This is a genomic window from Legionella donaldsonii, from assembly GCF_900452385.1.
GTDB classification, from domain to species: Bacteria; Pseudomonadota; Gammaproteobacteria; order Legionellales; family Legionellaceae; genus Tatlockia; species Tatlockia donaldsonii.
In genome coordinates this window covers 2,070,071-2,095,206 of the sequence record NZ_UGOA01000001.1, presented here as the reverse complement: position 1 = coordinate 2,095,206, position 25,136 = coordinate 2,070,071, and the positions used below count along the sequence as shown (strand labels likewise).

The following is a 25,136-nucleotide window of genomic DNA, read 5'->3' as shown; positions in this document are numbered from 1 at the left end:
AATAGAAGTTTGGATTAGCTTATTAATCTTTAGAGAATGTTGCTAGCAGGGAAGGATGGATGAATGAGGTATTGCTTACTGGTATTGGCTATTGTTGCAACCTCTCCATTAAGAGCGGACACATTAAATGAAGCAGTGCAGCACGGGATGATTTCTAACCCTGATGTTCTATATAACACGGCGAAGCAGTTATCCGCGCGTCAAGGGATAGATAAGGCTCGAGGAGGCTGGTGGCCGACTATCGATGCGAATGCGGGCTTTGGTCGAGAAAGGAGTGATAACCCGACGACAGAAGCGATTGATGGGCCTGGTATCAGGATATTGAATCGTACGGAATCCTACATTGAGTTAAAGCAAAATCTGTTTGCTGGCGGCGGTATAGTTAATGAAGTCAAACGAACGAAGAGTTTGTATCAAGCGCAGGAATTGAAAACGCAAGGCGTGGCGGAAGATTTAGCGCTAGAAATCATAAATCGCTATTTACTGGTGATTCTCCACGAAAAATTATATGGTTATGCAATCACCAACTATCATGCGCATCGTGCAGTTTTTGGCATGATAAAAGATCGGAGTGAAGCAGGAGTATCGCGCGAGGCAGAGGTGGATCAAGCCGATGCTCGCCTGGCTTTGGCGGAATCGAATAAAATCAGTGCGGAAGCGAACTTGCAGGAAGCACGGATTAATTACGCGAAGGTTGTAGGGAAGTGGCCAGGGAAATTGGTGTGGCCGCGTGTACCGACACACCAGGATTTGCCTCGTTCATTAGGTGAGGCAATAGAGCGAGGATTAGATAACCATCCAACTGTCCGTTCAACCTATGCGGATGTGAAAGAGGCGAAATCACAATACGATGTTGCGCGGGCAGCGTATTATCCGCGCGTTGATTTTGTATTGAGTGCGTCCCAAAACCGTAACCTGGATGGATTGATAGGGCCGAATAATGACCGAATGGCGATGATTCGGATGAATTATAATTTGTTTCGTGGCGGTTCAGATGATGCCAATGTACGGCAGACGGCCTATGAGGTTCAAGAAGCCTATGAATTGAAGAATAAGGCTTTGATCGATATGAAGGAGTCTGTGCGGTTGTCCTGGAATGCGTGGACAGCCTCCGGGTTGCGTTTAAATCCGCTACGCCGGCATGTTGTTGCTTCAAGAGAGACTCGCAGTGCTTATCAAGAACAGTTTAAGGTTGGCAAAAGAACCCTGCTGGATTTGCTGGATTCTCAGAATGAGTACTATCAGTCACAAATAGAGTTGGCCCGTGGAATCAATGACGAGGTTTATAGTCGTTATCGGTTGCTCAATGGCATGGGTCGGTTGCTGTGTTATCTGAAGATGCGCTTACCGCAAAACGTCGTGAATAATGATGTTTTCAGTTCAGCCCAGACGCATATACTGTTAAACAAAGCGATGGATGAATTACCCTATCCGGATACAACGGACAGGTCTTTATATCTGGCGCAACCAGTAAAGAATATGGATACGACCCCCTTAACAAAAGCAATAATCGCAAAAAATACGACTCCACCGCCTGGTGTGACGCCAAGAATTTGGTATGTTTCTGCAGGACGTCTAAAGTTAAAAGCAGATGCTGTTGCATTGAGAAACCGTTTACGCAACCTTGGATTTGCAGCATGCATTGAGTCACTGAGCAAATGTACAGATTGCTTTAATGTGGTGGTTGGTCCTTATGAGTACCGTGGCCATGCTGGAAATGGTATGGAGAGGTTGAAGGAAATAGCGCATGTGCAAGGAATATTGGTTACCTACAGGAAAGAACCAAAATGTAGCTAATACCTTGGCTGGGCTGTTGTTTTTACTCTTTTTTCTTACACCTCAGAATAGTTTTTGTAAATACAGTCATTCAGTTGCCTCTCATAAGGAGATTGTGATGAGGCAACAAGACTCTAAAGATCCTGCCAAACGCCGTTTTACAGCATGGAAACAACTAATAATTAATTATCGTAGCCAGTCTTTAAATAATAAGCTGAAAGCGGTGAATGATTTTTTTAATCAATTTACCTTTGAACAAGATGAGAGTTATCAAGGAACTACTGATTATTGGAAAACTCCCGATGAATTTATTGCCGATGGTGGTGGGGATTGTGAGGATTTCTCTATTGCAAAATATTTTACACTACTTGCTTTAGGAGTTCCTATACAGACTTTACGTATTACCTATGTTAAATCTGTTGAGTTCAATCGAGCGCATATGGTTTTGGCTTATTATGCAAAGCCCGATTTGGAACCGTTAATACTTGATAATTTAACGGGAAAGATTTTACCCGCTTCAAAAAGGCCTGATTTAATCCCTGTTTATAGTTTTAATGGAGAAGGATTATGGTTGGCAAAACAACGAGGAAACGATAAGCCATTGGGGGATTCAGCACGATTATCTAAATGGCGGGATCTGATAGGAAGAATGCAAAAAAAAGGTGATTAGCATGACATTAACCAAGAAGATGGCTTTGGGTGTGCTTAGTTTATTAATGTTAATTTTTATTGGCACCTATTTGATTACTTTAAATAATGAGCGTAACTATTTCATCCAACAGATGAATAGTAATGCACAAGATACTGCAACCTCTCTCGGTTTGTCTTTATCTCAAGCTTTAAATAGTAAAGATAAAGCACTCATGCTTTCGATGGTTGAAGCAGTCTTTGATCGAGGGTATTTTGCTTTGATTGAAATTCGCGATCTAAATGGCGAGTTATTGGTATCGCGTTATTCCTCTCCAAAAGAACAGGAAGTTCCTTCATGGTTTATTCAGCTGATTAAATGGCCAGCTTCTGTCCAATCCTCTGTTGTGATGCGAGGATGGAATCAGGTAGGGGAAGTTTTTGTAGCAAGTGATTGTAATTATGCCTTTAACGCGCTCTGGCATAATGCGGTGGAACTGGTTTATTGGTATCTTTTATTTGCACTGATTTCGCTGTTAATTGTTTATTTATTCATTCAATGGCTGCTGAAACCTTTAAAACGAGTGAGGGATCAGGCGAATGCCATTTGTGAAGGGGAATTTCCTGTTGAAACTATTATCCCCAAAACACCGGAATTAAAAAAAGTTACTCTTGCTATGAATCAAATGGTGATGCGTATTAAGCGATTATTTCAAGAACAGATGCAACAATTGGAAATGTTACGCCATCAGTCTTTTCAAGACCCGTTAACTGATTTAGGTAATCGACGTTATTTTTTGCAACAAACAACGGCATTACTAAGTAATGAAGAAGAGTTTACACCAGGTTTTCTTGTAATCCTGGCCATTGATGGCTTAGAACCATTAAATAAAAAACAAGGGTATCAGGCAGGAGATAAAATTATTCAGGATGTAGCAAAGGCCTGTGTAAATTTTTGGCCCTCCGCAATGATTATCTGTATGGCAAGAATTAGTGGTAGTAATTTTGGTTTGCTTGTTAGAGAAAATGATCCAGATTTATTTATAAAGCGTTGTAATGAGTTTAATCTCAGTGTTCGTAAATTATTTAATAACAGTGTATGCAACGTATTTATTGCAGCTGCTTCTTACTCTTTGCATCAGTCTGTTAGCACGTTGCTTACTGAAACTGATTTGGTACTAAAAAAAGCAAGGGAAGAAGCTAAAGGGATAGCGTTTGATGCTAACATAGCTATACCCTATAAAATAAATCTTGATAGCAAGGGTATCATGGCTGCCATATCTGAAGGCAGAATATCTCTTTTTTCTCAATGGGTCACTTCTAGCAGAGAAAATTATCATCAGGAATTGTTTGTCCGCATTAATGAGCAGGGACAGCAGGTATTTGCTGGTTATTTCATACCCATCGCCGAAAAAGCAGGAATTGCTTATTTAATAGATCAGTTTGTTTTAACAAAAATTATTGCTGCCGATCTTTTAAGCCATACAAAAATTGCATTAAATTTGACTCAAGAGACAGTAACAAATGAAGATCATCGGACTGATTATATTAAAAAACTTGAAACTCTCTCAATTGAGTCACGTAGTAATCTCTTTATTGAATTTAATGAACAGTTTGTATTAGTACATTTTGAAAAAGTGATGTCTTTTGTAAAGCTGTTACAAAAATTACATATAAAAGTAGGTGTTGATCAAGCTGGAATTCATTTTTCGCCAATGCATTACCTAAGTGAGCTACCTATTACTTACCTAAAATTGCATGGTAGCTTAACCTATGACCTGGCCGAAAACCAAAACAAACAGTTTTTACTTCATTATTTCAATGAAATGGCTTGTACCTTAGATATTCAAGTTATTGCAACACAAATAGAAACAGAAACACAGTGGCAAGCAATAAACAATATACATCTAAAATGGGGCCAAGGATGTTATCTCAGCGATGTTGAACCCTTCTTAACCAAATAATTACAAATAAGATTTAAATAGTTTAAAAATTGCACTAATATTGAAGCTATACTTGTAAGATGAGATAAAGGTAAGTAGTACTGTACTTAATGCTAACTGGTTCATGACGACCCAGAAAAAATGTCCAGTTTTGGGGATGTTAGAGATGAGTAAAACGATACCTGGGATTGTTGATTCTCTTAACGGACTATTAATTAAAAGTAACGCGAGTGGCCAGCTATCCATCGCAAAGAATGGCACCCAAGTAATGAAAGGAGAGCAGCTATTCTTATTGAGCGGTGATGCACTTCTTCATGCCACTGAATTAGGGGATATTAAACTCGCAGTAAATACCCCTTTTAATTTGGATGGCATTTCTCCACTACTAAAAAATATTTCACAGAGCTCTCAAGAAGATATTGAAAATTTGCTACAAAAAGCAGTTGATAATGGCATTGATCCGGTAGCTTTACTTGAAGCGCTTGAAGCAACTGCAGCAGGGGAAGGGCCTGTTTTAGGTAGTGGTGGCAGTATCTTTGTCTATGAGCCTTCCTACGGAATTGGAAGTGTGGCAGCTGGATTTGATACTTTTAGCGCCAATACCCAAGAGGCAAATGGAACAGAAATTCCAAATATTCTTTTACCACCAGGCCAAAAAGCTATTCTAGCCGAAGTCGATGCCGCTGCGGGAAATATAACTTCCATTACAGGGATCAATGGTGTACCGCAGGTCGGCGGTGTTGCGACTGCTGCGGTCACCGAAGATGCGAATGTAATAAATGCCAATCTGGCCAGCGGCGGTACGTTGACCATTGCCGATGTGGATGCCGGGCAATCCAGTTTTATTGCCCAGCCTTCTGTGGCAGGCACCTACGGTACCTTTACCCTGGCTGCCGATGGGGTCTGGACGTACACGGCGAACAATGCACAAACGGCCATCCAGCAATTAGGGGCTGGCCAAACGTTGACGGATAGCTTTACTGCGACCTCGGCCGATGGCAGTGCCAGTCAAACGGTCACGGTGACGATTACCGGGACGAATGATGTACCAGAGATCGGCGGTGTTGCGACTGCTGTGGTCACCGAAGATGTGAATGTTGCCAACAATAACCTGAGCAGCGGCGGTACGCTCAGCATTGCCGATGTCGATGCCGGCCAATCCAGTTTTATCGCCCAGCCTTCTGTGGCAGGCACCTACGGTACCTTTACCCTGGCTGCCAATGGGGTCTGGACGTACACGGCGAACAATGCACAAACAGCCATCCAGCAGTTAGGGGCTGGCCAAACGTTGACTGATAGCTTTACTGCGACCTCAGCCGATGGCAGTGCCAGTCAAACGGTCACGGTGACGATTACCGGGACGAATGATGTACCAGAGATCGGCGGTGTTGCGACTGCTGTGGTCACCGAAGATGTGAATGTTGCCAACAATAACTTGAGCAGCGGCGGTACGCTCAGCATTGCCGATGTCGATGCCGGGCAATCCAGTTTCATCGCCCAGCCTTCTGTGGCAGGAACCTACGGTACCTTTACCCTGGCTGCCGATGGGGTCTGGACGTACACGGCGAACAATGCACAAACGGCCATCCAGCAATTAGGGGCTGGCCAAACGTTGACTGATAGCTTTACTGCGACTTCAGCCGATGGCAGTGCCAGTCAAACGGTCACGGTGACGATCCAGGGCACCAATGATGTCCCGGTGATTGCCGGGGTGTCTACCGGTACGGTGACTGAAGATGTCAATGTCACCAGTGGTAATCTGACTAGTAGTGGGACGCTCAGCATTGCCGATGTCGATGCCGGCCAATCCAGTTTTATCGCCCAGCCTTCTGTGGCAGGCACCTACGGTACCTTTACCCTGGCTGCCAATGGGGTCTGGACGTACACGGCGAACAATGCACAAACAGCCATCCAGCAGTTAGGGGCTGGCCAAACGTTGACTGATAGCTTTACTGCGACCTCAGCCGATGGCAGTGCCAGTCAAACGGTCACGGTGACGATTACCGGGACGAATGATGTACCAGAGATCGGCGGTGTTGCGACTGCTGTGGTCACCGAAGATGTGAATGTTGCCAACAATAACTTGAGCAGCGGCGGTACGCTCAGCATTGCCGATGTCGATGCCGGGCAATCCAGTTTCATCGCCCAGCCTTCTGTGGCAGGAACCTACGGTACCTTTACCCTGGCTGCCGATGGGGTCTGGACGTACACGGCGAACAATGCACAAACGGCCATCCAGCAATTAGGGGCTGGCCAAACGTTGACTGATAGCTTTACTGCGACTTCAGCCGATGGCAGTGCCAGTCAAACGGTCACGGTGACGATCCAGGGCACCAATGATGTCCCGGTGATTGCCGGGGTGTCTACCGGTACGGTGACTGAAGATGTCAATGTCACCAGTGGTAATCTGACTAGTAGTGGGACGCTCAGCATTGCCGATGTCGATGCCGGGCAATCCAGTTTCATCGCCCAGCCTTCTGTGGCAGGCACTTACGGTACCTTTACCCTGGCTGCTGATGGGGTCTGGACTTACACGGCGAACAATGCACAAACAGCCATCCAGCAGTTAGGGGCTGGCCAAACGCTGACCGATAGCTTCACTGCGACCTCAGCCGATGGCAGTGCCAGTCAAACGGTCACTGTGACCATCCAGGGCACCAATGATGTCCCGATAATTGCTGGGGTGTCTACCGGGACAGTCACCGAAGATGCGAATGTAATAAATGCCAATCTGAGCAGTGGCGGTACGTTGACCATTGCCGATGTGGATGCCGGCCAATCCAGTTTTATCGCCCAGCCTTCTGTGGCAGGCACCTACGGTACCTTTACCCTGGCTGCCAATGGGGTCTGGACATACACGGTGAACAATGCACAAACGGCCATCCAGCAATTAGGGGCTGGCCAAACGCTGACCGATAGCTTTACTGCGACCTCAGCCGATGGCAGTGCCAGTCAAACGGTCACGGTGACGATCCAGGGCACCAATGATGTCCCGGTGATTGCCGGGGTGTCTACCGGTACGGTGACTGAAGATGCGAATGTTGCCAACAATAACCTGAGCAGCAGCGGTACCTTGACCATTGCCGATGTCGATGCCGGCCAATCCAGTTTTATCGCCCAGCCTTCTGTGGCAGGCACTTACGGTACCTTTACCCTGGCTGCCAATGGGGTCTGGACGTACACGGCGAACAATGCACAAACAGCCATCCAGCAGTTAGGGGCTGGCCAAACGTTGACTGATAGCTTTACTGCGACCTCAGCCGATGGCAGTGCCAGTCAAACGGTCACTGTGACCATCCAGGGCACCAATGATGTCCCGGTAATTGCCGGGGTGTCTACCGGTACGGTGACTGAAGATGCGAATGTTGCCAACAATAACCTGAGCAGCAGCGGTACCTTGACCATTGCCGATGTCGATGCCGGGCAATCCAGTTTTATCGCCCAGCCTTCTGTGGCAGGCACCTACGGTACCTTTACCCTGGCCGCCAATGGGGTCTGGACTTACACGGCGAACAATGCACAAACAGCCATCCAGCAGTTAGGGGCTGGCCAAACGTTGACTGATAGCTTTACTGCGACCTCAGCCGATGGCAGTGCCAGTCAAACGGTCACGGTGACGATCCAGGGCACCAATGATGTCCCGGTAATTGCCGGGGTGTCTACCGGTACGGTGACTGAAGATGCGAATGTTGCCAACAATAACCTGAGCAGCAGCGGTACCTTGACCATTGCCGATGTCGATGCCGGGCAATCCAGTTTTATCGCCCAGCCTTCTGTGGCAGGCACTTACGGTACCTTTACCCTGGCTGCCAATGGGGTCTGGACTTACACGGCGAACAATGCACAAACAGCCATCCAGCAGTTAGGGGCTGGCCAAACGCTGACCGATAGCTTCACTGTGACCTCAGCCGATGGCAGTGCCAGTCAAACGGTCACGGTGACGATCCAGGGCACCAATGATGTCCCGGTAATTGCCGGGGTGTCTACCGGGACAGTCACCGAAGATGCGAATGTAATAAATGCCAATCTGAGCAGTGGCGGTACTTTGACCATTGCCGATGTGGATGCCGGCCAATCCAGTTTTATCGCCCAGCCTTCTGTGGCAGGCACCTACGGTACCTTTACCCTGGCTGCCGATGGGGTCTGGACGTACACGGCGAACAATGCACAAACGGCCATCCAGCAATTAGGGGCTGGCCAAACGTTGACGGATAGCTTTACTGCGACCTCAGCCGATGGCAGTGCCAGTCAAACGGTCACGGTGACGATTACCGGGACGAATGATGTACCAGAGATCGGCGGTGTTGCGACTGCTGTGGTCACCGAAGATGTGAATGTTGCCAACAATAACCTGAGCAGCGGCGGTACGCTCAGCATTGCCGATGTGGATGCCGGGCAATCCAGTTTCATCGCCCAGCCTTCTGTGGCAGGCACTTACGGTACCTTTACCCTGGCTGCCAATGGGGTCTGGACTTACACGGCGAACAATGCACAAACAGCCATCCAGCAATTAGGGGCTGGCCAAACGCTGACCGATAGCTTTACTGCGACCTCAGCCGATGGCAGTGCCAGTCAAACGGTCACTGTGACCATCCAGGGCACCAATGATGTCCCGGTAATTGCCGGGGTGTCTACCGGGACAGTCACCGAAGATGCGAATGTAATAAATGCCAATCTGAGCAGTGGCGGTACGTTGACCATTGCCGATGTGGATGCCGGGCAATCCAGTTTTATCGCCCAGCCTTCTGTGGCAGGCACCTACGGTACCTTTACCCTGGCCGCCAATGGGGTCTGGACGTACACGGCGAACAATGCACAAACAGCCATCCAGCAGTTAGGGGCTGGCCAAACGTTGACTGATAGCTTTACTGCGACCTCAGCCGATGGCAGTGCCAGTCAAACGGTCACGGTGACGATCCAGGGCACCAATGATGTCCCGGTAATTGCCGGGGTGTCTACCGGGACAGTCACCGAAGATGCGAATGTAATAAATGCCAATCTGAGCAGCAGCGGTACGTTGACCATTGCCGATGTGGATGCCGGCCAATCCAGTTTTATCGCCCAGCCTTCTGTGGCAGGCACCTACGGTACCTTTACCCTGGCTGCCAATGGGGTCTGGACGTACACGGCGAACAATGCACAAACAGCCATCCAGCAGTTAGGGGCTGGCCAAACGTTGACTGATAGCTTTACTGCGACCTCAGCCGATGGCAGTGCCAGTCAAACGGTCACGGTGACGATCCAGGGCACCAATGATGTCCCGGTAATTGCCGGGGTGTCTACCGGTACGGTGACTGAAGATGCGAATGTTGCCAACAATAACCTGAGCAGCAGCGGTACCTTGACCATTGCCGATGTCGATGCCGGGCAATCCAGTTTTATCGCCCAGCCTTCTGTGGCAGGCACTTACGGTACCTTTACCCTGGCTGCCAATGGGGTCTGGACTTACACGGCGAACAATGCACAAACAGCCATCCAGCAGTTAGGGGCTGGCCAAACGCTGACCGATAGCTTCACTGTGACCTCAGCCGATGGCAGTGCCAGTCAAACGGTCACGGTGACGATCCAGGGCACCAATGATGTCCCGGTAATTGCCGGGGTGTCTACCAGTACAGTCACCGAAGATGCGAATGTAATAAATGTCAATCTGAGCAGTGGCGGTACGTTGACCATTGCCGATGTGGATGCCGGCCAATCCAGTTTTATCGCCCAGCCTTCTGTGGCAGGCACCTACGGTACCTTTACCCTGGCTGCCAATGGGGTCTGGACGTACACGGCGAACAATGCACAAACAGCCATCCAGCAGTTAGGGGCTGGCCAAACGTTGACTGATAGCTTTACTGCGACCTCAGCCGATGGCAGTGCCAGTCAAACGGTCACGGTGACGATCCAGGGCACCAATGATGTCCCGGTAATTGCCGGGGTGTCTACCGGTACGGTGACTGAAGATGCGAATGTTGCCAACAATAACCTGAGCAGCAGCGGTACCTTGACCATTGCCGATGTCGATGCCGGGCAATCCAGTTTTATCGCCCAGCCCTCTGTGGCAGGCACCTACGGTACCTTTACCCTGGCCGCCAACGGCGTCTGGACTTACACGGCGAACAATGCACAAACAACCATCCAGCAGTTAGGGGCTGGTCAAACGTTAACCGATAGCTTCACGGCAAAATCTTTAGATGGAACAGCAACCCAGCTCGTCACAGTCACCATCCAGGGTACCAATGATGTCCCGGTAATTGCCGGGGTCTCTACCGGTACAGTCACCGAAGATACAGCACTGACGAGTGGTAATTTAACCAAGAGCGGTACCTTGACCATTGCCGATGTGGATGCCGGGCAATCCAGTTTCATCGCCCAGCCTTCTGTGGCAGGTACTTACGGTACTTTTACCCTGGCCACCAACGGCGTCTGGACTTACACGGCGAACAATGCACAAACAGCCATCCAGCAGTTAGGGGCTGGCCAAACGTTAACCGATAGCTTCACGGCAAAATCTTTAGATGGAACAGCAACCCAGCTCGTCACAGTCACCATCCAGGGTACCAATGATGTCCCGGTAATTGCCGGGGTGTCTACCGGGACGGTGACTGAAGATATAGCACTGACGAGTGGTAATTTAACCAAGAGCGGTACCTTGACCATTGCCGATGTCGATGCCGGGCAATCCAGTTTCATCGCCCAGCCTTCTGTGGCAGGTACTTACGGTACCTTTACCCTGGCCACCAACGGCGTCTGGACTTACACGGCGAACAATGCACAAACAACCATCCAGCAGTTAGGGGCTGGCCAAACGCTGACCGATAGCTTTACTGCGACCTCGGCCGATGGCAGTGCCAGTCAAACGGTCACTGTGACCATCCAGGGTACCAATGATGTCCCGGTGATTGCCGGGGTGTCTACCGGGACAGTGACTGAAGATATAGCACTGACGAGTGGTAATTTAACCAAGAGCGGTACCTTGACTATTGCTGATGTCGATGCCGGCCAATCCAGTTTTATCGCCCAGCCTTCTGTGGCAGGAACCTACGGGACCTTTACCCTGGCCACCAACGGGGTCTGGACGTACACGGCGAACAATGCACAAACGGCCATCCAGCAGTTAGGGGCTGGCCAAACGTTAACCGATAGCTTCACGGCAAAATCTTTAGATGGAACAGCAACCCAGCTCGTCACAGTCACCATCCAGGGTACCAATGATGTCCCGGTAATTGCCGGGGTCTCTACCGGTACAGTCACCGAAGATACAGCACTGACGAGTGGTAATTTAACCAAGAGCGGTACCTTGACCATTGCCGATGTCGATGCTGGGCAATCCAGTTTCATCGCCCAGCCTTCTGTGGCAGGTACTTACGGTACCTTTACCCTGGCCACCAACGGCGTCTGGACTTACACGGCGAACAATGCACAAACAGCCATCCAGCAGTTAGGGGCTGGCCAAACGTTAACCGATAGCTTCACGGCAAAATCTTTAGATGGAACAGCAACCCAGCTCGTCACAGTCACCATCCAGGGTACCAATGATGTCCCGGTAATTGCCGGGGTGTCTACCGGGACGGTGACTGAAGATATAGCACTGACGAGTGGTAATTTAACCAAGAGCGGTACCTTGACCATTGCCGATGTCGATGCCGGGCAATCCAGTTTCATCGCCCAGCCTTCTGTGGCAGGTACTTACGGTACCTTTACCCTGGCCACCAACGGCGTCTGGACTTACACGGCGAACAATGCACAAACAGCCATCCAGCAGTTAGGGGCTGGCCAAACGCTGACCGATAGCTTTACTGCGACCTCGGCCGATGGCAGTGCCAGTCAAACGGTCACTGTGACCATCCAGGGTACCAATGATGTCCCGGTGATTGCCGGGGTGTCTACCGGGACAGTGACTGAAGATATAGCACTGACGAATGGTAATTTAACCAAGAGCGGTACCTTGACTATTGCTGATGTCGATGCCGGCCAATCCAGTTTTATCGCCCAGCCTTCTGTGGCAGGAACCTACGGGACCTTTACCCTGGCTGCCAATGGGGTCTGGACGTACACGGCGAACAATGCACAAACAACCATCCAGCAGTTAGGGGCTGGCCAAACTTTGACCGATAGCTTCACTGCGACCTCGGCCGATGGCAGTGCCAGTCAAACGGTCACGGTGACGATCCAGGGCACCAATGATGTCCCGGTGATTGCCGGGGTGTCTACTGGGACAGTCACCGAAGATACAGCACTGACGAGTGGTAATTTAACCAAGAGCGGTACCTTGACCATTGCCGATGTCGATGCCGGCCAATCCAGTTTCATCGCCCAGCCTTCTGTGGCAGGAACCTACGGTACCTTTACCCTGGCCGCCAATGGGGTCTGGACTTACACGGCGAACAATGCGCAAACAGCCATCCAGCAATTAGGGGCTGGCCAAACGTTAACCGATAGCTTCACGGCAAAATCTTTAGATGGAACAGCAACCCAGCTCGTCACGGTCACCATCCAGGGTACCAATGATGTCCCGGTAATTGCCGGGGTCTCTACCGGTACAGTCACCGAAGATGTCAATGTCACCAGTGGTAATCTGACTAGTAGTGGTACGCTCACCATTGCCGATGTGGATGCCGGGCAATCCAGTTTCATCGCCCAGCCTTCTGTGGCAGGAACCTACGGGACCTTTACCCTGGCCGCCAATGGGGTCTGGACTTACACGGCGAACAATGCGCAAACGGCCATCCAGCAATTAAAGGTTGGCCAATCGTTGACTGATAGTTTCACGGCAAAATCTTTTGATGGCACTGCTACCAAAGTGGTTACGGTAACCATTCAGGGTACTAATGAAGTTCCTATTTTAACTAACGACACGAAAACTGGTAATGAAGATACAATCATTACTGGTAATGTTCTTAGCAATGATCAAGATTCAGATGGAGGTGTTTTAACTGTAACTGCTTTCTCCATCAACAATACCTCTTATGCCGCTGGTGCTACAGCAACAATAGCGGGTGTAGGTACCCTTAGCATTGGAGCAAATGGTGCTTATAGTTTTACACCTGTAGCGAATTGGAGTGGTTCAGCCCCATCTATAACTTATACGGTTAGTGATGGACAGGGTGGTTCTGCAACGGCTTCTCTACAACTTAATGTTACTGCAGTGGCTGATGTTCCCACTCTTGGATTAACTACCCCGACTTCTTCAATTCCAATTGGAACGGGGTTAATAAAAGAAACATGGATAAATAATATCTTGGGTTTGACAACGAATGGAGCTGGGGCTACGCCAAGTACTTTACAAGCTGTTATAGAGGCTACTCTTTTAAATCCAAGTTCTACAACCAGTATACAGAATGTTCAGCAACCAGGTACGAATGATGTTGCAACAGGAACAGCATCAAAAATTTCAGGGCTTATTTATTTAGAAGCAGGTCATACTTATACATTTAGTGGATCTGGTGATGATAGTATTCGTATTGTGGTGGGTAATAACGTCGTAGCTCAAGCTACCTGGGGAGGTAGTCAAGGCGTGTTCAGCGGTAATTTTGTCCCTACCACAACAGGTTATTATTTGTTATCCATTTATCATAATAATTCCGATGGACCAGGTAATTATGATGTTAATTTGCGTGACAATGGTGGCGCGATTAAAGATTTAAGCTCAGCAAATTTCAAATTATATCAAGATGTCGATGATGTGCATGGGGTCAATCTCCGTCTTTCTGAACTTAAGCCTGATGGTTTTTATCAAGCATACTCTTATAATGAGGGCAGTGAAGATACATCCATTCCGCTTTCACGCATTAATGCTGCATTGGTAGATACTGATGGTTCCGAAATTTTAGCAATTAAACTTGGTAATATTCCTGTTGGTGCTGTACTTAGTGATGGTACGCATACTTTTACTAGTACTGTAGGTAATACTTCTGTTGATATCACCGGTTGGAATATAAATGCTTTAACAATTCTTCCTCCACTCAATTTTAATGGCAATTTTTCACTGCAAGTCACTGCCACAGCAACGGAAACATCAAATGGTGCTCAGGAAAGTAGTACTGTGAATATTAACGTTACAGTCTATCCCGTTGATGATGTACCGGTAGCAAATATAGCGGATGGAATAACACAAAATATTGCTGGCGCTCAAATTGATGGTGTATTAGCAGACATGGGTGGTGAATCTCAAGGTGGAGTAATTAATTTAAATGGTACACCTTTAGAAGGATTAACTTCAGGACGAGTCGATATTACCTATAATATATCTGGGTCAACGATTACTGCGATGGCTGGTTCAAATGTAGTATTTGTCCTTTCGGCTGATGGACCTGATGGTACCTACAACTTTACTCTTCTTCAACCGCTTGATCCCATTAATATCGCTTATACGCCAACAGTTTCTGGTTCAGGTAATGCAAGTGCATATTATGTAAATAGTGCGTCTGGTGCTCTGTCTGCTTCAGCTGGTGATTGGGAAATGAAGATCACAGCAAGTGGTGGTAATGGTAATGTCATTTTAAATAGTAATGGCCTCGGTGTTACTGGAGGTGCAGGTAATACTGTAGTTAATAGAGGTGAAAAATTAACATTTGATTTTGATAATACGGGTCTTGATGGAGTAGCAAATAATGCTACTGGAATGACACTGGATCTTATCGCTACAGGCTCTGTAGATGTCTCCTATAAGTGGACTGCCTATTACACTGACGGCACAACTGCCACAGGGACTGCAATTTTACCTGATGGCACAACTGCCAGTATTGATATTCCTGTAACAGCGAATAAATACCTTGATCGTGTAGAACTAGAAAATAATTCAAGCTCTTCAAGTGCAAATAATAAGCATTTCCGGGTTTCTGGCGTTGAGTTTGATATTGAAGGCGATAAAACAACAGATTTGCCTTTCCAATTTACTGCTACTGATGGAGATGGTGATTCTATTTCAGGGAACTTTACCGTTACAGTAACTTCGGATCCGTTAAATCTCAATTTGTTTGATTTTAGTAATGAGCATGAAAAAGTCCTTAGTAATAATTCTGAGAATTTATTAATTCCTGAGGATTTATCACATATGGGAACAGTAGCTGGTGGACATGGTATTGATACCGTGAAATTTAATGAAAATAACATGGGCTTAAGTACTAATGAAATTAAAGAACATTTTGGTCATGGTGGCTGGGAAGTCATTGATATGGCTGGTGCCGGTAAAAATGATGTGCATCTTGATTTGGATGCCGCATTAAAATTAGCCCATAACAGTGATTTGAGTGTTGAGGTAAATGGTGTTACCTATGATCATGTCCTGAAAATTCGCGGGGACGGTGATGGTCAACAACATGATACAGTTAATATTGAAAAAACATCCACGCAAACCTGGAATGAACTTGGAAATGTAGATGCAGCACATGGAGGTGGCAAGCTTTTTGAATTCTCCAATGGTGCAGAGGTTGCTCATGTTCAGGTTGTGGGAGTGACTCCGACAGCTGCGTTGCCAGAAATTCCACCGCCAACGACAGTGGCCTAAGAACTAAGGAGAGTACTGTGAATTATCAAGAGCAATCGGGACAACCGGAGGAAATTCCCTCTTCACCACCACTAGAAGATCCTATGCTCCCCGATCCGGCAGAACCAGGCCCTGATTACTCTCCTGAGCCAAGCCCAGCCAATGATCCAGAGCCAGAGCCAGTGCATATACCAGAACCTTTATCAGATGATTAAGTAGATCCCTTGTATAGCCGGTGTCTTTAGTTATATTGCTGCGTTGCGAACGTTTCCGCGTACTTGTAAACTCCGCTCTCGAAGCGTTTTCGCCTTAAAATACACAGATTATACAAGAGGTCTAATGGGTACTTTACCAGCTTAGGGAACTGCAAAATGCCATTCCATGGTATTTGATAAGTTTTCCAGGATAATTTCACCGCGAATGCTATTGCCTTTAGCATTGACTCGAGGACTAAGTACCACTATACCCGCTTTGGCAGGAACTACGGCAATGGTATATCCTGAAACGCCACTTTTAGCGGGCATGCCGGTACGAACCATATGTGTTCCAGTCTCATCATATAAACCACAGGTAGCCATAATAGCGAGCGTAATTTTACATGTTTCAAGTGAAATAATTTGTGTTCCATCTTGGGGATCTTTTCCTGCATTGGCTAAGATAGTCGGTAAATAGAGCATCTGTTCAAGCATTGCTTCGTAAGAGCAAAGAGTAAAATATAAATCAAGCGTTTCACCAACGCCGGTTCCCAAATTGTTCCTGCTTTTGAGTAAATAGGCCATGGAACGATTACGGTCCCCAGTCCTTTTTTCTGACGCAAATACCAGGGGATTTATGCTCAAACGTTGATTAAATAATTTCTGTACCCAATGTTCCAGCCAGGCAAATTTCTGCTCTCCTAAGCCAGGTATATGAGAGCAAAGGGTAATTGCGCCAGCATTTAACATAGGATTGGATGGTTTAGGGCCAAACCGTTCAAGACGCGTAATCGATGCAAAATCATCGCCGGAAGGTTCAACTTTAACCCATTCAAAAAGCTGTTCTGCGCCAAATTCCTCTAAAAGGCCAATAAGGGGAATCAATTTGCCTGTACTTTGTAGAGTAACTGGCGATAGAGGCAGATTGCTGTAAGAAAATGATTCGCCGCTTAAAAGCTTAACTGCTACAGCCGTTAAGTCTTTGTTCACATTCGCTAATTCGGGTATGTAATTCGCGGTATCGCCATCCTGATTGCGCTCCGCCTTGGTTACTAATTGTTTCAAAAGAGCAGGTGTTATTTTTTTATTTGTCATAGGCTCTCAGCCATAAAAAATGGGGTTGCATTATGCTAAATTTAGCACACTAAGACAAATAAATGGAAAAGCCATTCACTTACAGTGGTGTAAGGATATTATTGGCTACTAAATAAGTTAATTAAAAACAAGTAGTTAATTAAAAATATTATAAACTATAACGATTAGCTCATTAATTCTTGAAGCTTATGTCCTATATTCGCTGCGCGCATCAAACTCTCACCAATTAAAAAGGTATTAATGCCATTTCCTTGCATTCGCTTAATATCTTCATTGGTATTAATGCCGCTTTCACTGATCATGATTTTATCTGCTGGCAGGTGATGAATTAATTCAAGACTAGTACGAATATCAGTGATAAAAGTGTGTAAACTCCGATTGTTGACTCCCATCAAAGGAGTCGGTAGTACCAGTGCACGCTCAAGTTCTGCTAGCGTATGGCTTTCTACTAATACTGCCATACCCAGTTCTTGAGCTAGTTGGCAGTAATCTCGGAGTTGCGAGTCATCCAGCATGGCAACAATCAACAAAATACAATCGGCTCCCAGAGCGCGGCTTTCATAGAGTTGATAATCATCGATGATGAAGTCTTTACGGAGCACGGGTAAGGATGAATGTTTTTTTGCTACGGCTAAATAACTTGGATCGCCATGAAAGAATTGATGGTCTGTTAGGACAGATAGACAGCTGGCTCCATTTTTTTCGTAAATTTGGGCGATAGTTGCTACATCAAAATCAGCACGTATGATTCCTTTGCTGGGTGAGGCTTTTTTGATTTCAGCAATAATCGCTGGATTAATCTTGTGCAAACCAGCAATAAAATCCCGGACAGGTAACGCGTCAATATTTTTTAAACTGGCTAAAGGCTTAAGACGTTTTGCTTGTGCGATTTCTTCCTGCTTATGTTCGGCTATGCGATTTAAAATACTATTCATTATTGTTTATCACTTGTTGAGTTAATGCTTTCAATTGCATAAATGTTTTGGCGGCTTTGCCACTATCAATTGCCTTTTTAGCCTTTTCTACAGCATCGCTAAAACTGGAGCTGAGTTCTGCACAATAAAGCGCGGCAGCAGTGTTTAATAGGACGATATCGCGCGCGGGTCCCCACTCACCATTCAACACCTTCTCAGCAAGTATCAGGCTTTGAGCAGGGGAGTTGACTATAATGGCGTCCAAATTAGCATGAAAACAATCATAATCTTTGGGGTCAATACACCAATGTTTGAATTCACCTTGATGATATTCTACGACATCTGTAATGGCTGAAATACTGACTTCATCCATGCCATCACGAGAATTGATGACCAATGCACGCTCACTGCCAAGATTAGCAAGTACTTTGGCTATTGGCTCTAGCAAACGATATGCGCAGACGCCGACAACTTGTTTTTTTACATGGGCGGGATTAATAAGGGGCCCAAGCAAATTAAAAAAAGTACGTATCCCAAGTTGTTGACGTGCTGTTTTTGCATGTTGTACTGCTTGATGAAAATGAGGCGCAAATAAAAAACTGACGCCGCATTGCTGCATGCAGGCTTGTAACTGCGCATCGGTCAAATGAAGTTCGAAGCCGGCCTGTAATAGCAAATCGGCACTACCACTACGACTGGAAACAGAACGATTACCGTGTTTAGCCACCTGAGCCCCTGCTGCTGCAGCAACAAAACTGCTGACCGTTGAGACATTAAAGGTATTTTTGCCATCACCCCCTGTACCCACGATGTCTAGCAAATCATTACCCAAATCAATGCAGTGAGCCATTTTCATCATAACGGAAGCCGCAGCAGTTAATTCCTCAACTGTTTCACCTTTCATACGCATCAGGGCTAAAAAGGTAGCGATTTGCACATCAGTCAATTCACCTTTCATGCAGGCATACATAAAATCTTGTGTTGCTGTGGCGGTTAAATTTTCACCGGCAATTAATTGTTCAAATAATTTATTGGTATTCATAGGCTAAAAAATGAGTTAAAAGCTGCATGCCATATTCACTTAAAATGGCTTCCGGATGAAATTGTAGACCATATAAAGGATATTGACGATGTGTAATAGCCATAATTGTATTATCAGCCCATGCATCAATGGCAAAACAAGAGGGTAGGGTTGCAATATCGACAGCTAGTGAATGATAACGAGTAGCCTGAAATGGAGTCGGCAAATTACGAAACAAGCCTCGCTTGTTATGGTTAATTAAAGAGTTTTTGCCGTGCATTATTTCTGGTGCCTGAATAATGGAGGCTCCAAAAAAATGAGCTAGACATTGATGACCTAAACAAATTCCAAGAATGGGAGTTTGCTGATAAAAATGTTCAATCACCTGTAAAGAAATACCTGCTTGCGCTGGGCCTTTGGGGCCCGGAGAAATAACCAGGTACTGGGGCGCTAGACGTTCAATATCCTCAATAGAGATGCGATCATTTGCAAAGACCTTAACCTCTTGCCCCAAGCATTGAAAGTATTGTACAAGGTTATAAGTAAAAGAATCGTAATTATCAATAATAAGCAACATGATTATAATGAGAACTCTTCACCCAAATACACTGCACGTACTTGCTGGTTGGCAAGAATTGCTTCGGGCGAACCTTCGCAAAGGATTTTGCCCTGAGTCACAATATATGCACGTTCACAGATATCTAAAGTTTCACGGACATTGTGATCCGTGATTAAAACCCCAATGTTTTTGTCACATAAATGGGAAATTATTTTTTTAATATCAAGAACAGAGATAGGATCAACACCTGCGAATGGTTCATCCAACAAAATGAAGGTCGGCTCAATGGCTAATGCACGGGCGATTTCGACTCGGCGGCGTTCACCACCTGATAAACTCATTCCTAAACTTTTTTGTAAATGAGAAATATGGAATTCATGCAGCAATTGCTCTAGTTTCTCTTGCCGTGCTTGCTCATCCAGATCATGACGTAATTGCAGTATGGCCAATATATTCTCTGATACTGTCATTTTACGAAATACGGATGCTTCTTGGGGTAGATAACCTACACCTAATCGTGCTCGTTGGTGCATCGGCGCCTTGGTAACATCTTTGCCATCAAGGATGATTTGGCCCTCATCACAGGATTGCAGGCCAACGATCATATAAAAACAAGTTGTTTTTCCTGCTCCATTTGGCCCTAATAAACCGACACACTCACCACGGCGAATATTAATACTGACACCATTAACAACGGTACGGGTTTTAAATGATTTTTTTAAGTTTTTTGCTGACAATTCACTCATGATTGTTTTCCTGGATGAATGATAATTGTCGTACGTGTCTTACCATCACTTTTAGAGACTACATGCTGTTTGAGAGTATCGTAACTAATTTTAGGCGCTGCAAAAGAATTATCTCCCTGGGATACATGGGCATTACCAATGAGTTCAATCAGGTGGCGGTTTGGGTAATAACGGATGATATCAGCGTAGGCATGTAATAAGGGTTTATCTATTGCAGTTTGCGTCCAATAATGAGCCTGTTCCTTATCATTACCTTCAGCAACAGCAAAAACTAATTTGTTGTGCTTATCTCCTTCAGTAATCGCTTTTGCTGCTCGTAAATGTGTAGTTCCTTGATCGAATTGGACGTCACCAATATATTCCCCTCGATGGGTTTGTTGATTGAGATCAGCTGAATCCGCTGATAATTCAACCAGTTTTTCGCGATCATCGGGCATTGCCAGACTATGGTTACTAGTTAAGATCAGTAGCAGCAAAGTAATGGATTTTAATAGTCCAATCTTAGGCATGTTTGGGTTCATAAGTGGCTCGCGCTTTACTTAATAATTGCACTCGCTTATCGGCTAGATAGGCTTTCATTCCTTGGGCGAGCACAATACTGCCTGGTTGTTCAAATCGTACTGCCTTTTCGGTAGTGGCTAGCTTGTTTTTAGGAAAATAGGTAAGTTCCTCTGTTTTCATTGTACTTTCCTGGTTATGCGTACTTTTATTTTGATGAACTATTACATTATGAATAAAAGTAATTTGTTGTCCGCCATTGATTGCCCTGGCTCGCTCGGATTTAATTTCCCAAGGTGCTTGGTTGTCTTGGGTGATAATAATATGAGGCGATTGCAGTATATGGCTATTATGGTTCGGTATATGCTGTACTTCGGGAGTTTTTAAATAATTGACTAATTTCCCATTCTCGTCAAAACGGCGTACAGTTAAGTTAGTAATAATCGTGTCCGCCGCTTTGGAAAGGGCTTTATCATTAAGTTTGGCTACTGGTGTAGAGCTTGCAAAATACCAACCGGAACATGCCAGTGCGATTAATACACAAAATAACCATGCAGCTTGTTTGGCTGCATTCATGATGCGAGGTACCTGGTGAGTGCCTGTTCTTGTTTGTCTTGCGCGTTCAGAATTAGTTCACAAACTTCACGAACAGCGCCCCGTCCACCTTGTTGTTCGGTTTGCCAAACTGCAAATTCTTTTACTTGAGGCACCGCATTTGCAACGGCAACTCCCAAGCCTACCTGTTGAATAATAGCCAAATCAGGTAGGTCGTCCCCTATATAAGCAATTTCCTTGTTACTTAAACCTAGGCGTAATTTTAACTGCTCAAATGCATCTCGCTTATCCACCTGTCCAGTAAAATAGTGCAAAATACCTAGTTGTTTCATGCGGTGATCAATGACGGCATTTTGAGAGGTAGTAATAACTGCTACTACAATGTCAGCAGCCATTAGTAATTTTAAACCCATTCCATCTTGTACATGAAAGGATTTTAATTCATTGCCCAAGTTATCTATATGGAGAAGACCATCAGTCAAAACTCCATCAACATCACAAATTAAACACTTGATATGCTTAGCTTTTTCTGTTAATTCGTTCATTTTTCTACCTTAAAAAACACCAGCCCGAAGCAGATCATGTAAATGGATAACTGCTGCTGGTTTATTATTGTCATCAACAACAACTAAAGAAGTAATACTGTATTTTTGCATAATTGCCAGTGCTTCCGCTGCTAAGGTTCCTTTTTTGATGGTTTTACAATTTCTACTCATAACACTGGCCAACGGTGTCGTATTAATATCAAAATTTTGAGTCAAAGTACGCCTTACATCGCCATCGGTATAAACACCTGATAAATAGCCGTGGTTATCAACCACGCACGTCATTCCTAATTTTTTTGCCGTAACTTCAATCAACGCTTCACTGATAGTGGCTTGCTCATGAACCAAAGGTAATTCATCGCCATGATGGCATAATTCGTCAATACGCAGTAAAAGGCGTCTGCCCAGAGCGCCCCCAGGATGTGATAAGGCGAAATCTTCGGCACTAAAGCCGCGAGCCTGTAATAAAGCGATAGCCAAAGCATCTCCCATCACTAAAGAGACAGTGGTACTTGTGGTGGGAGCCAGGCCTAAAGGGCAAGCTTCCTGGCGGATGCTAATATCTAAATTGACACTGGCAGCTTTAGCTAAAGTTGAATCATCATTGCCGGTCAATGTAATTAGAGGTACTTCAAGACGCTTAAGGAGGGGTAATAAGGTAACAATTTCGTTGGTAAACCCAGAATTTGAAATTGCAACCACAGCATCCTGTCGGGTAATCATGCCTAAATCACCATGACTGGCTTCACCAGGGTGCATAAAAAAGGCAGGTGTACCTGTACTGGAAAGTGTGGCGGCAATTTTATGCGCAATATGACCTGATTTGCCCATACCAGTCACTACAACGCGCCCTTTACAGGCTAGTAAAAGTTCGCAGGCTGTTTCAAAGCGCTCATCAATGCGTTGCGTTAGTTCAAGCACTGCCTGAGCTTCAGTTTCAATGACCGCAAGGCCTAATTTGCAAAAATTCATGTATTCTCAGTGCTATCAAGCAGAAGGGCAAGTTTAACACAGTAATTTTTTTCTTTATAGGTTAAAAAGCTCGGGTTTATCTTGCTGAGATAGTTCCTTTCAACCAACTACAATTATAATAAAAGTAGGTTAATTAATAATCGATTTGCTGGAAGAAGCAGGCGAAAGTGCATTTTATGGACTATATTTTTCTATATTGTACATAAAATGATCTGATAATGGCTTTTCCAGTTTTGCCATCAGTGAATGATTGGCTCACAAAATCAAAACAGCACCCTGATCGGGTAGTTGAGAAGTATTTAAGAGCAATTTATGACGCTCAAACCATTTACGAACGATTTGATGGTCTCATTAAGCTTTTGCATCATTGTGATGAGCATGAAAAAGATCATAAAAATTATGCAACATTAAAAAAAACTGTCTTAGACGTTATCGGTTACATCATTAATGATGATAATGTCGAAACAATAAGAGAAAAAATTACTGCGCGAGTAGCTATTCGCGATTTCGATCCCTTTTTTATGCCTTGGCTTCGACCAGCTCCTGGTGATGTTTCCAATGATCCTTGGACATTCTATGAACGTGTAAGAGGAAAGTCTGTAGAACAGATAAACGCCCATTTTAAAAAATTTTACGCTAAATTAAAGGCAAGTAGGGATTTATTACCTTACGGCGGAAAGGATGCGGGTGATGAGGCATTTTATGCACTTCGCTCTAAAGTTGGAACAGTCCATCACAGTAAAGAGGAGCTGGAGGAATTTCGAGTCATACCAAACAAGACTAATTTATTGAAATTACAAACGCTTGATAAAGGTGATAATCGGCATCTTACTTTTAGCTATGCTACTACTGAGCATTTATCAATTAAAGCCTACGATAGTTTTAGGCAGCACCCCGAAGATTTCCCCCAGACGGCTATTTACACCGTACATGTAAATGGTGGTATGTTCATGGGGCCTTCTCTTGCACCAGAGCGCACCTCATTTTTCTCCAGTGAAGCGATTTTGCATCCCACCTATGCTGACTACTATAGTCGTTCAAATTTGTTCATGGCTGGGCAAATCAAAGTTATAGATGGAAAAATCATAATGGTTGATGGCGCCAGTGGCCATTTTATGCCTGATTATGAACAAACTTCGCGTGCACTTTCTTTCTTTGGAGGCCTTGGAATTATAAATAATTTAACGGAGCTTCCTTATTACCAACCTACAACAGATAGTGATGAGCGGATTTATACACCAATGAAGTGTACCTGGTTAATGGCGATGTTAAGCGATTATAGTTTGCTTAATAAAGTGGATTTTAGAGCGCTAAATCTATCGTATTTAAAAGAACGTGCTCCGGAGCTGTATACTGTTTATCAATTGCAGTCTAATATTAATGAAGAGCTGGCTAGGTGGTTGGAGCAGAGCACGGTTTTTTATAATAGACCTTCACCTTATACGCTTAAGCTCAATAACGCAGTCGAGGTTTTCTCAAGATTCGGCAAATATGACCAACCGGAATTTACTTTGCAATTACTTGCAAATCTCGAGGTTTGTATTGATGAGTGGAATACCTTTCACAAGGAATCAACTTCAAGAAGACAATCTGCAGTGGATAGGTTGGAAGTTCGTGTTATGGAGCAGATTCTCTATTACAAGCTTTACTTGTTATTGCAGCATTCTTCTTATAGTGATGATCCTACTCCTTATAAAACAATAATTGATAATTTTTTACAACGTAAAATAGATTTTAAAATGCTGGTAGAACAGGCCAAGCCTTTATTAGGAAGGCAAGGTCCACAGTTTTTCTCAGGAAAAAGCGCTGGCTCTGGGGATGTGGAAGAGGATATTCTCAGGATTATAATAAAAAGTGAAAAAACGAGTACTGCTGTTGAACTGAAAGAAATAATTCGTCAGTTGGATGGAATTGCGGCAACGTCTTTGGCATTGGACTCCAGCTCATCACTGAACTTAATCCCATCGCCTGATACGAATTCTTTGTCTTAATTATGAAAAGGAATAGTAACTTGCCTGGAACTATTACTTTAAAATCTTGAAAGCATTGTCTGCGCCTGGTTTTGCCTGCATTTTTTAGACTTACCTTCGCACCACCCCGAGGACGATATTTATTAATTTAATAATGTGCTCATCAAAATACCATCTTCACATAACTCTGATGATACCTCAAGTCAGGGACTGACTGCAGTTTATAATGGTTTTTACCCCAACTCTGC

Annotated in this window: 15 protein-coding genes; 6 read left to right on the top strand and 9 right to left on the bottom strand. The window is 45.1% G+C overall.

Features of this window, described 5'->3' with window-relative positions:
* Nucleotides 1-63: 63 nt before the first annotated feature.
* From DYC89_RS09550 to DYC89_RS16490, 5 genes are all read left to right on the top strand, one after another.
* Nucleotides 64-1,797: a TolC family outer membrane protein gene (locus DYC89_RS09550; protein ID WP_115221573.1), complete on the top strand. Its 1,734-nt coding sequence runs from the start codon at nucleotides 64-66 to the stop codon at nucleotides 1,795-1,797.
* A 97-nt stretch (nucleotides 1,798-1,894) separates the two neighbouring features.
* The gene (locus DYC89_RS09545; protein WP_115222722.1) at nucleotides 1,895-2,446 is read left to right on the top strand and encodes a transglutaminase-like cysteine peptidase; all 552 of its coding nucleotides are present in this window, start codon (nucleotides 1,895-1,897) and stop codon (nucleotides 2,444-2,446) included.
* Between the two features lies 1 nt (nucleotide 2,447).
* Entirely contained in the window at nucleotides 2,448-4,367 is a 1,920-nt protein-coding gene (locus DYC89_RS09540) for a bifunctional diguanylate cyclase/phosphodiesterase (RefSeq protein WP_115221572.1), read from the top strand.
* Between the two features lie 145 nt (nucleotides 4,368-4,512).
* Nucleotides 4,513-15,840: a VCBS domain-containing protein gene (locus DYC89_RS09535; protein WP_181879366.1), complete on the top strand. Its 11,328-nt coding sequence runs from the start codon at nucleotides 4,513-4,515 to the stop codon at nucleotides 15,838-15,840.
* Nucleotides 15,841-15,857: 17 nt separating this feature from the next.
* Nucleotides 15,858-16,034 (top strand): hypothetical protein, encoded by a 177-nt coding sequence (locus tag DYC89_RS16490; RefSeq protein ID WP_181879365.1) that lies wholly within the window; start codon nucleotides 15,858-15,860, stop codon nucleotides 16,032-16,034.
* A gap of 141 nt (nucleotides 16,035-16,175) precedes the next feature.
* Here DYC89_RS16490 and glsA read toward each other — a convergent pair whose 3' ends face one another.
* From glsA to DYC89_RS09490, 9 genes are all read right to left on the bottom strand, one after another.
* Nucleotides 16,176-17,108, bottom strand: coding sequence for a glutaminase A (glsA, locus tag DYC89_RS09530; RefSeq protein ID WP_115221570.1), 933 nt, complete (start codon nucleotides 17,106-17,108; stop codon nucleotides 16,176-16,178).
* A 164-nt stretch (nucleotides 17,109-17,272) separates the two neighbouring features.
* On the bottom strand, nucleotides 17,273-18,043 hold the full coding sequence (trpC, locus tag DYC89_RS09525; RefSeq protein WP_115221569.1) for an indole-3-glycerol phosphate synthase TrpC: 771 nt from the start codon (nucleotides 18,041-18,043) through the stop codon (nucleotides 17,273-17,275).
* A complete protein-coding gene (gene trpD, locus DYC89_RS09520; protein ID WP_115221568.1) occupies nucleotides 18,036-19,064 on the bottom strand; it encodes an anthranilate phosphoribosyltransferase in 1,029 nt (342 codons plus the stop codon). The genes trpC and trpD overlap by 8 nt, the downstream gene beginning before the upstream one ends.
* Nucleotides 19,051-19,620, bottom strand: a complete 570-nt coding sequence (locus tag DYC89_RS09515) for an anthranilate synthase component II (protein ID WP_115221567.1) — start codon at nucleotides 19,618-19,620, stop codon at nucleotides 19,051-19,053. Before DYC89_RS09515 ends, trpD begins: the two co-directional genes overlap by 14 nt.
* Nucleotides 19,621-19,622: 2 nt before the next feature.
* Nucleotides 19,623-20,348, bottom strand: coding sequence for an LPS export ABC transporter ATP-binding protein (gene lptB / locus DYC89_RS09510; RefSeq protein WP_115221566.1), 726 nt, complete (start codon nucleotides 20,346-20,348; stop codon nucleotides 19,623-19,625).
* The gene (gene lptA / locus DYC89_RS09505) at nucleotides 20,345-20,857 is read right to left on the bottom strand and encodes a lipopolysaccharide transport periplasmic protein LptA (protein WP_115221565.1); all 513 of its coding nucleotides are present in this window, start codon (nucleotides 20,855-20,857) and stop codon (nucleotides 20,345-20,347) included. The genes lptB and lptA overlap by 4 nt, the downstream gene beginning before the upstream one ends.
* Nucleotides 20,850-21,422, bottom strand: a complete 573-nt coding sequence (lptC, locus tag DYC89_RS09500) for an LPS export ABC transporter periplasmic protein LptC (RefSeq protein ID WP_115221564.1) — start codon at nucleotides 21,420-21,422, stop codon at nucleotides 20,850-20,852. The genes lptA and lptC overlap by 8 nt, the downstream gene beginning before the upstream one ends.
* Nucleotides 21,419-21,946, bottom strand: a complete 528-nt coding sequence (locus DYC89_RS09495; RefSeq protein WP_115221563.1) for a KdsC family phosphatase — start codon at nucleotides 21,944-21,946, stop codon at nucleotides 21,419-21,421. The genes lptC and DYC89_RS09495 overlap by 4 nt, the downstream gene beginning before the upstream one ends.
* 9 nt (nucleotides 21,947-21,955) lie before the next feature.
* Entirely contained in the window at nucleotides 21,956-22,918 is a 963-nt protein-coding gene (locus DYC89_RS09490; protein ID WP_115221562.1) for a KpsF/GutQ family sugar-phosphate isomerase, read from the bottom strand.
* A gap of 218 nt (nucleotides 22,919-23,136) precedes the next feature.
* On the opposite strand from DYC89_RS09490, the gene DYC89_RS09485 reads away from it, so the two are divergent.
* A complete protein-coding gene (locus tag DYC89_RS09485) occupies nucleotides 23,137-24,909 on the top strand; it encodes a hypothetical protein (protein ID WP_115221561.1) in 1,773 nt (590 codons plus the stop codon).
* Nucleotides 24,910-25,136 lie beyond the last annotated feature (227 nt).

Coding starts and splice junctions, on each gene's coding strand:
- DYC89_RS09490 (WP_115221562.1), bottom strand. CDS start 22,918: ATGAATTTTTGCAAATTAGGCCTTGCGGTCATTGAAACTGAAGCTCAG.
- DYC89_RS09485 (WP_115221561.1), top strand. CDS start 23,137: ATGGCTTTTCCAGTTTTGCCATCAGTGAATGATTGGCTCACAAAATCA.
- lptB (WP_115221566.1), bottom strand. CDS start 20,348: ATGAGTGAATTGTCAGCAAAAAACTTAAAAAAATCATTTAAAACCCGT.
- DYC89_RS09515 (WP_115221567.1), bottom strand. CDS start 19,620: ATGTTGCTTATTATTGATAATTACGATTCTTTTACTTATAACCTTGTA.
- DYC89_RS09540 (WP_115221572.1), top strand. CDS start 2,448: ATGACATTAACCAAGAAGATGGCTTTGGGTGTGCTTAGTTTATTAATG.
- lptA (WP_115221565.1), bottom strand. CDS start 20,857: ATGCCTAAGATTGGACTATTAAAATCCATTACTTTGCTGCTACTGATC.
- lptC (WP_115221564.1), bottom strand. CDS start 21,422: ATGAATGCAGCCAAACAAGCTGCATGGTTATTTTGTGTATTAATCGCA.
- DYC89_RS09545 (WP_115222722.1), top strand. CDS start 1,895: ATGAGGCAACAAGACTCTAAAGATCCTGCCAAACGCCGTTTTACAGCA.
- DYC89_RS09550 (WP_115221573.1), top strand. CDS start 64: ATGAGGTATTGCTTACTGGTATTGGCTATTGTTGCAACCTCTCCATTA.
- glsA (WP_115221570.1), bottom strand. CDS start 17,108: ATGACAAATAAAAAAATAACACCTGCTCTTTTGAAACAATTAGTAACC.
- trpD (WP_115221568.1), bottom strand. CDS start 19,064: ATGAATACCAATAAATTATTTGAACAATTAATTGCCGGTGAAAATTTA.
- trpC (WP_115221569.1), bottom strand. CDS start 18,043: ATGAATAGTATTTTAAATCGCATAGCCGAACATAAGCAGGAAGAAATC.
- DYC89_RS09535 (WP_181879366.1), top strand. CDS start 4,513: ATGAGTAAAACGATACCTGGGATTGTTGATTCTCTTAACGGACTATTA.
- DYC89_RS09495 (WP_115221563.1), bottom strand. CDS start 21,946: ATGAACGAATTAACAGAAAAAGCTAAGCATATCAAGTGTTTAATTTGT.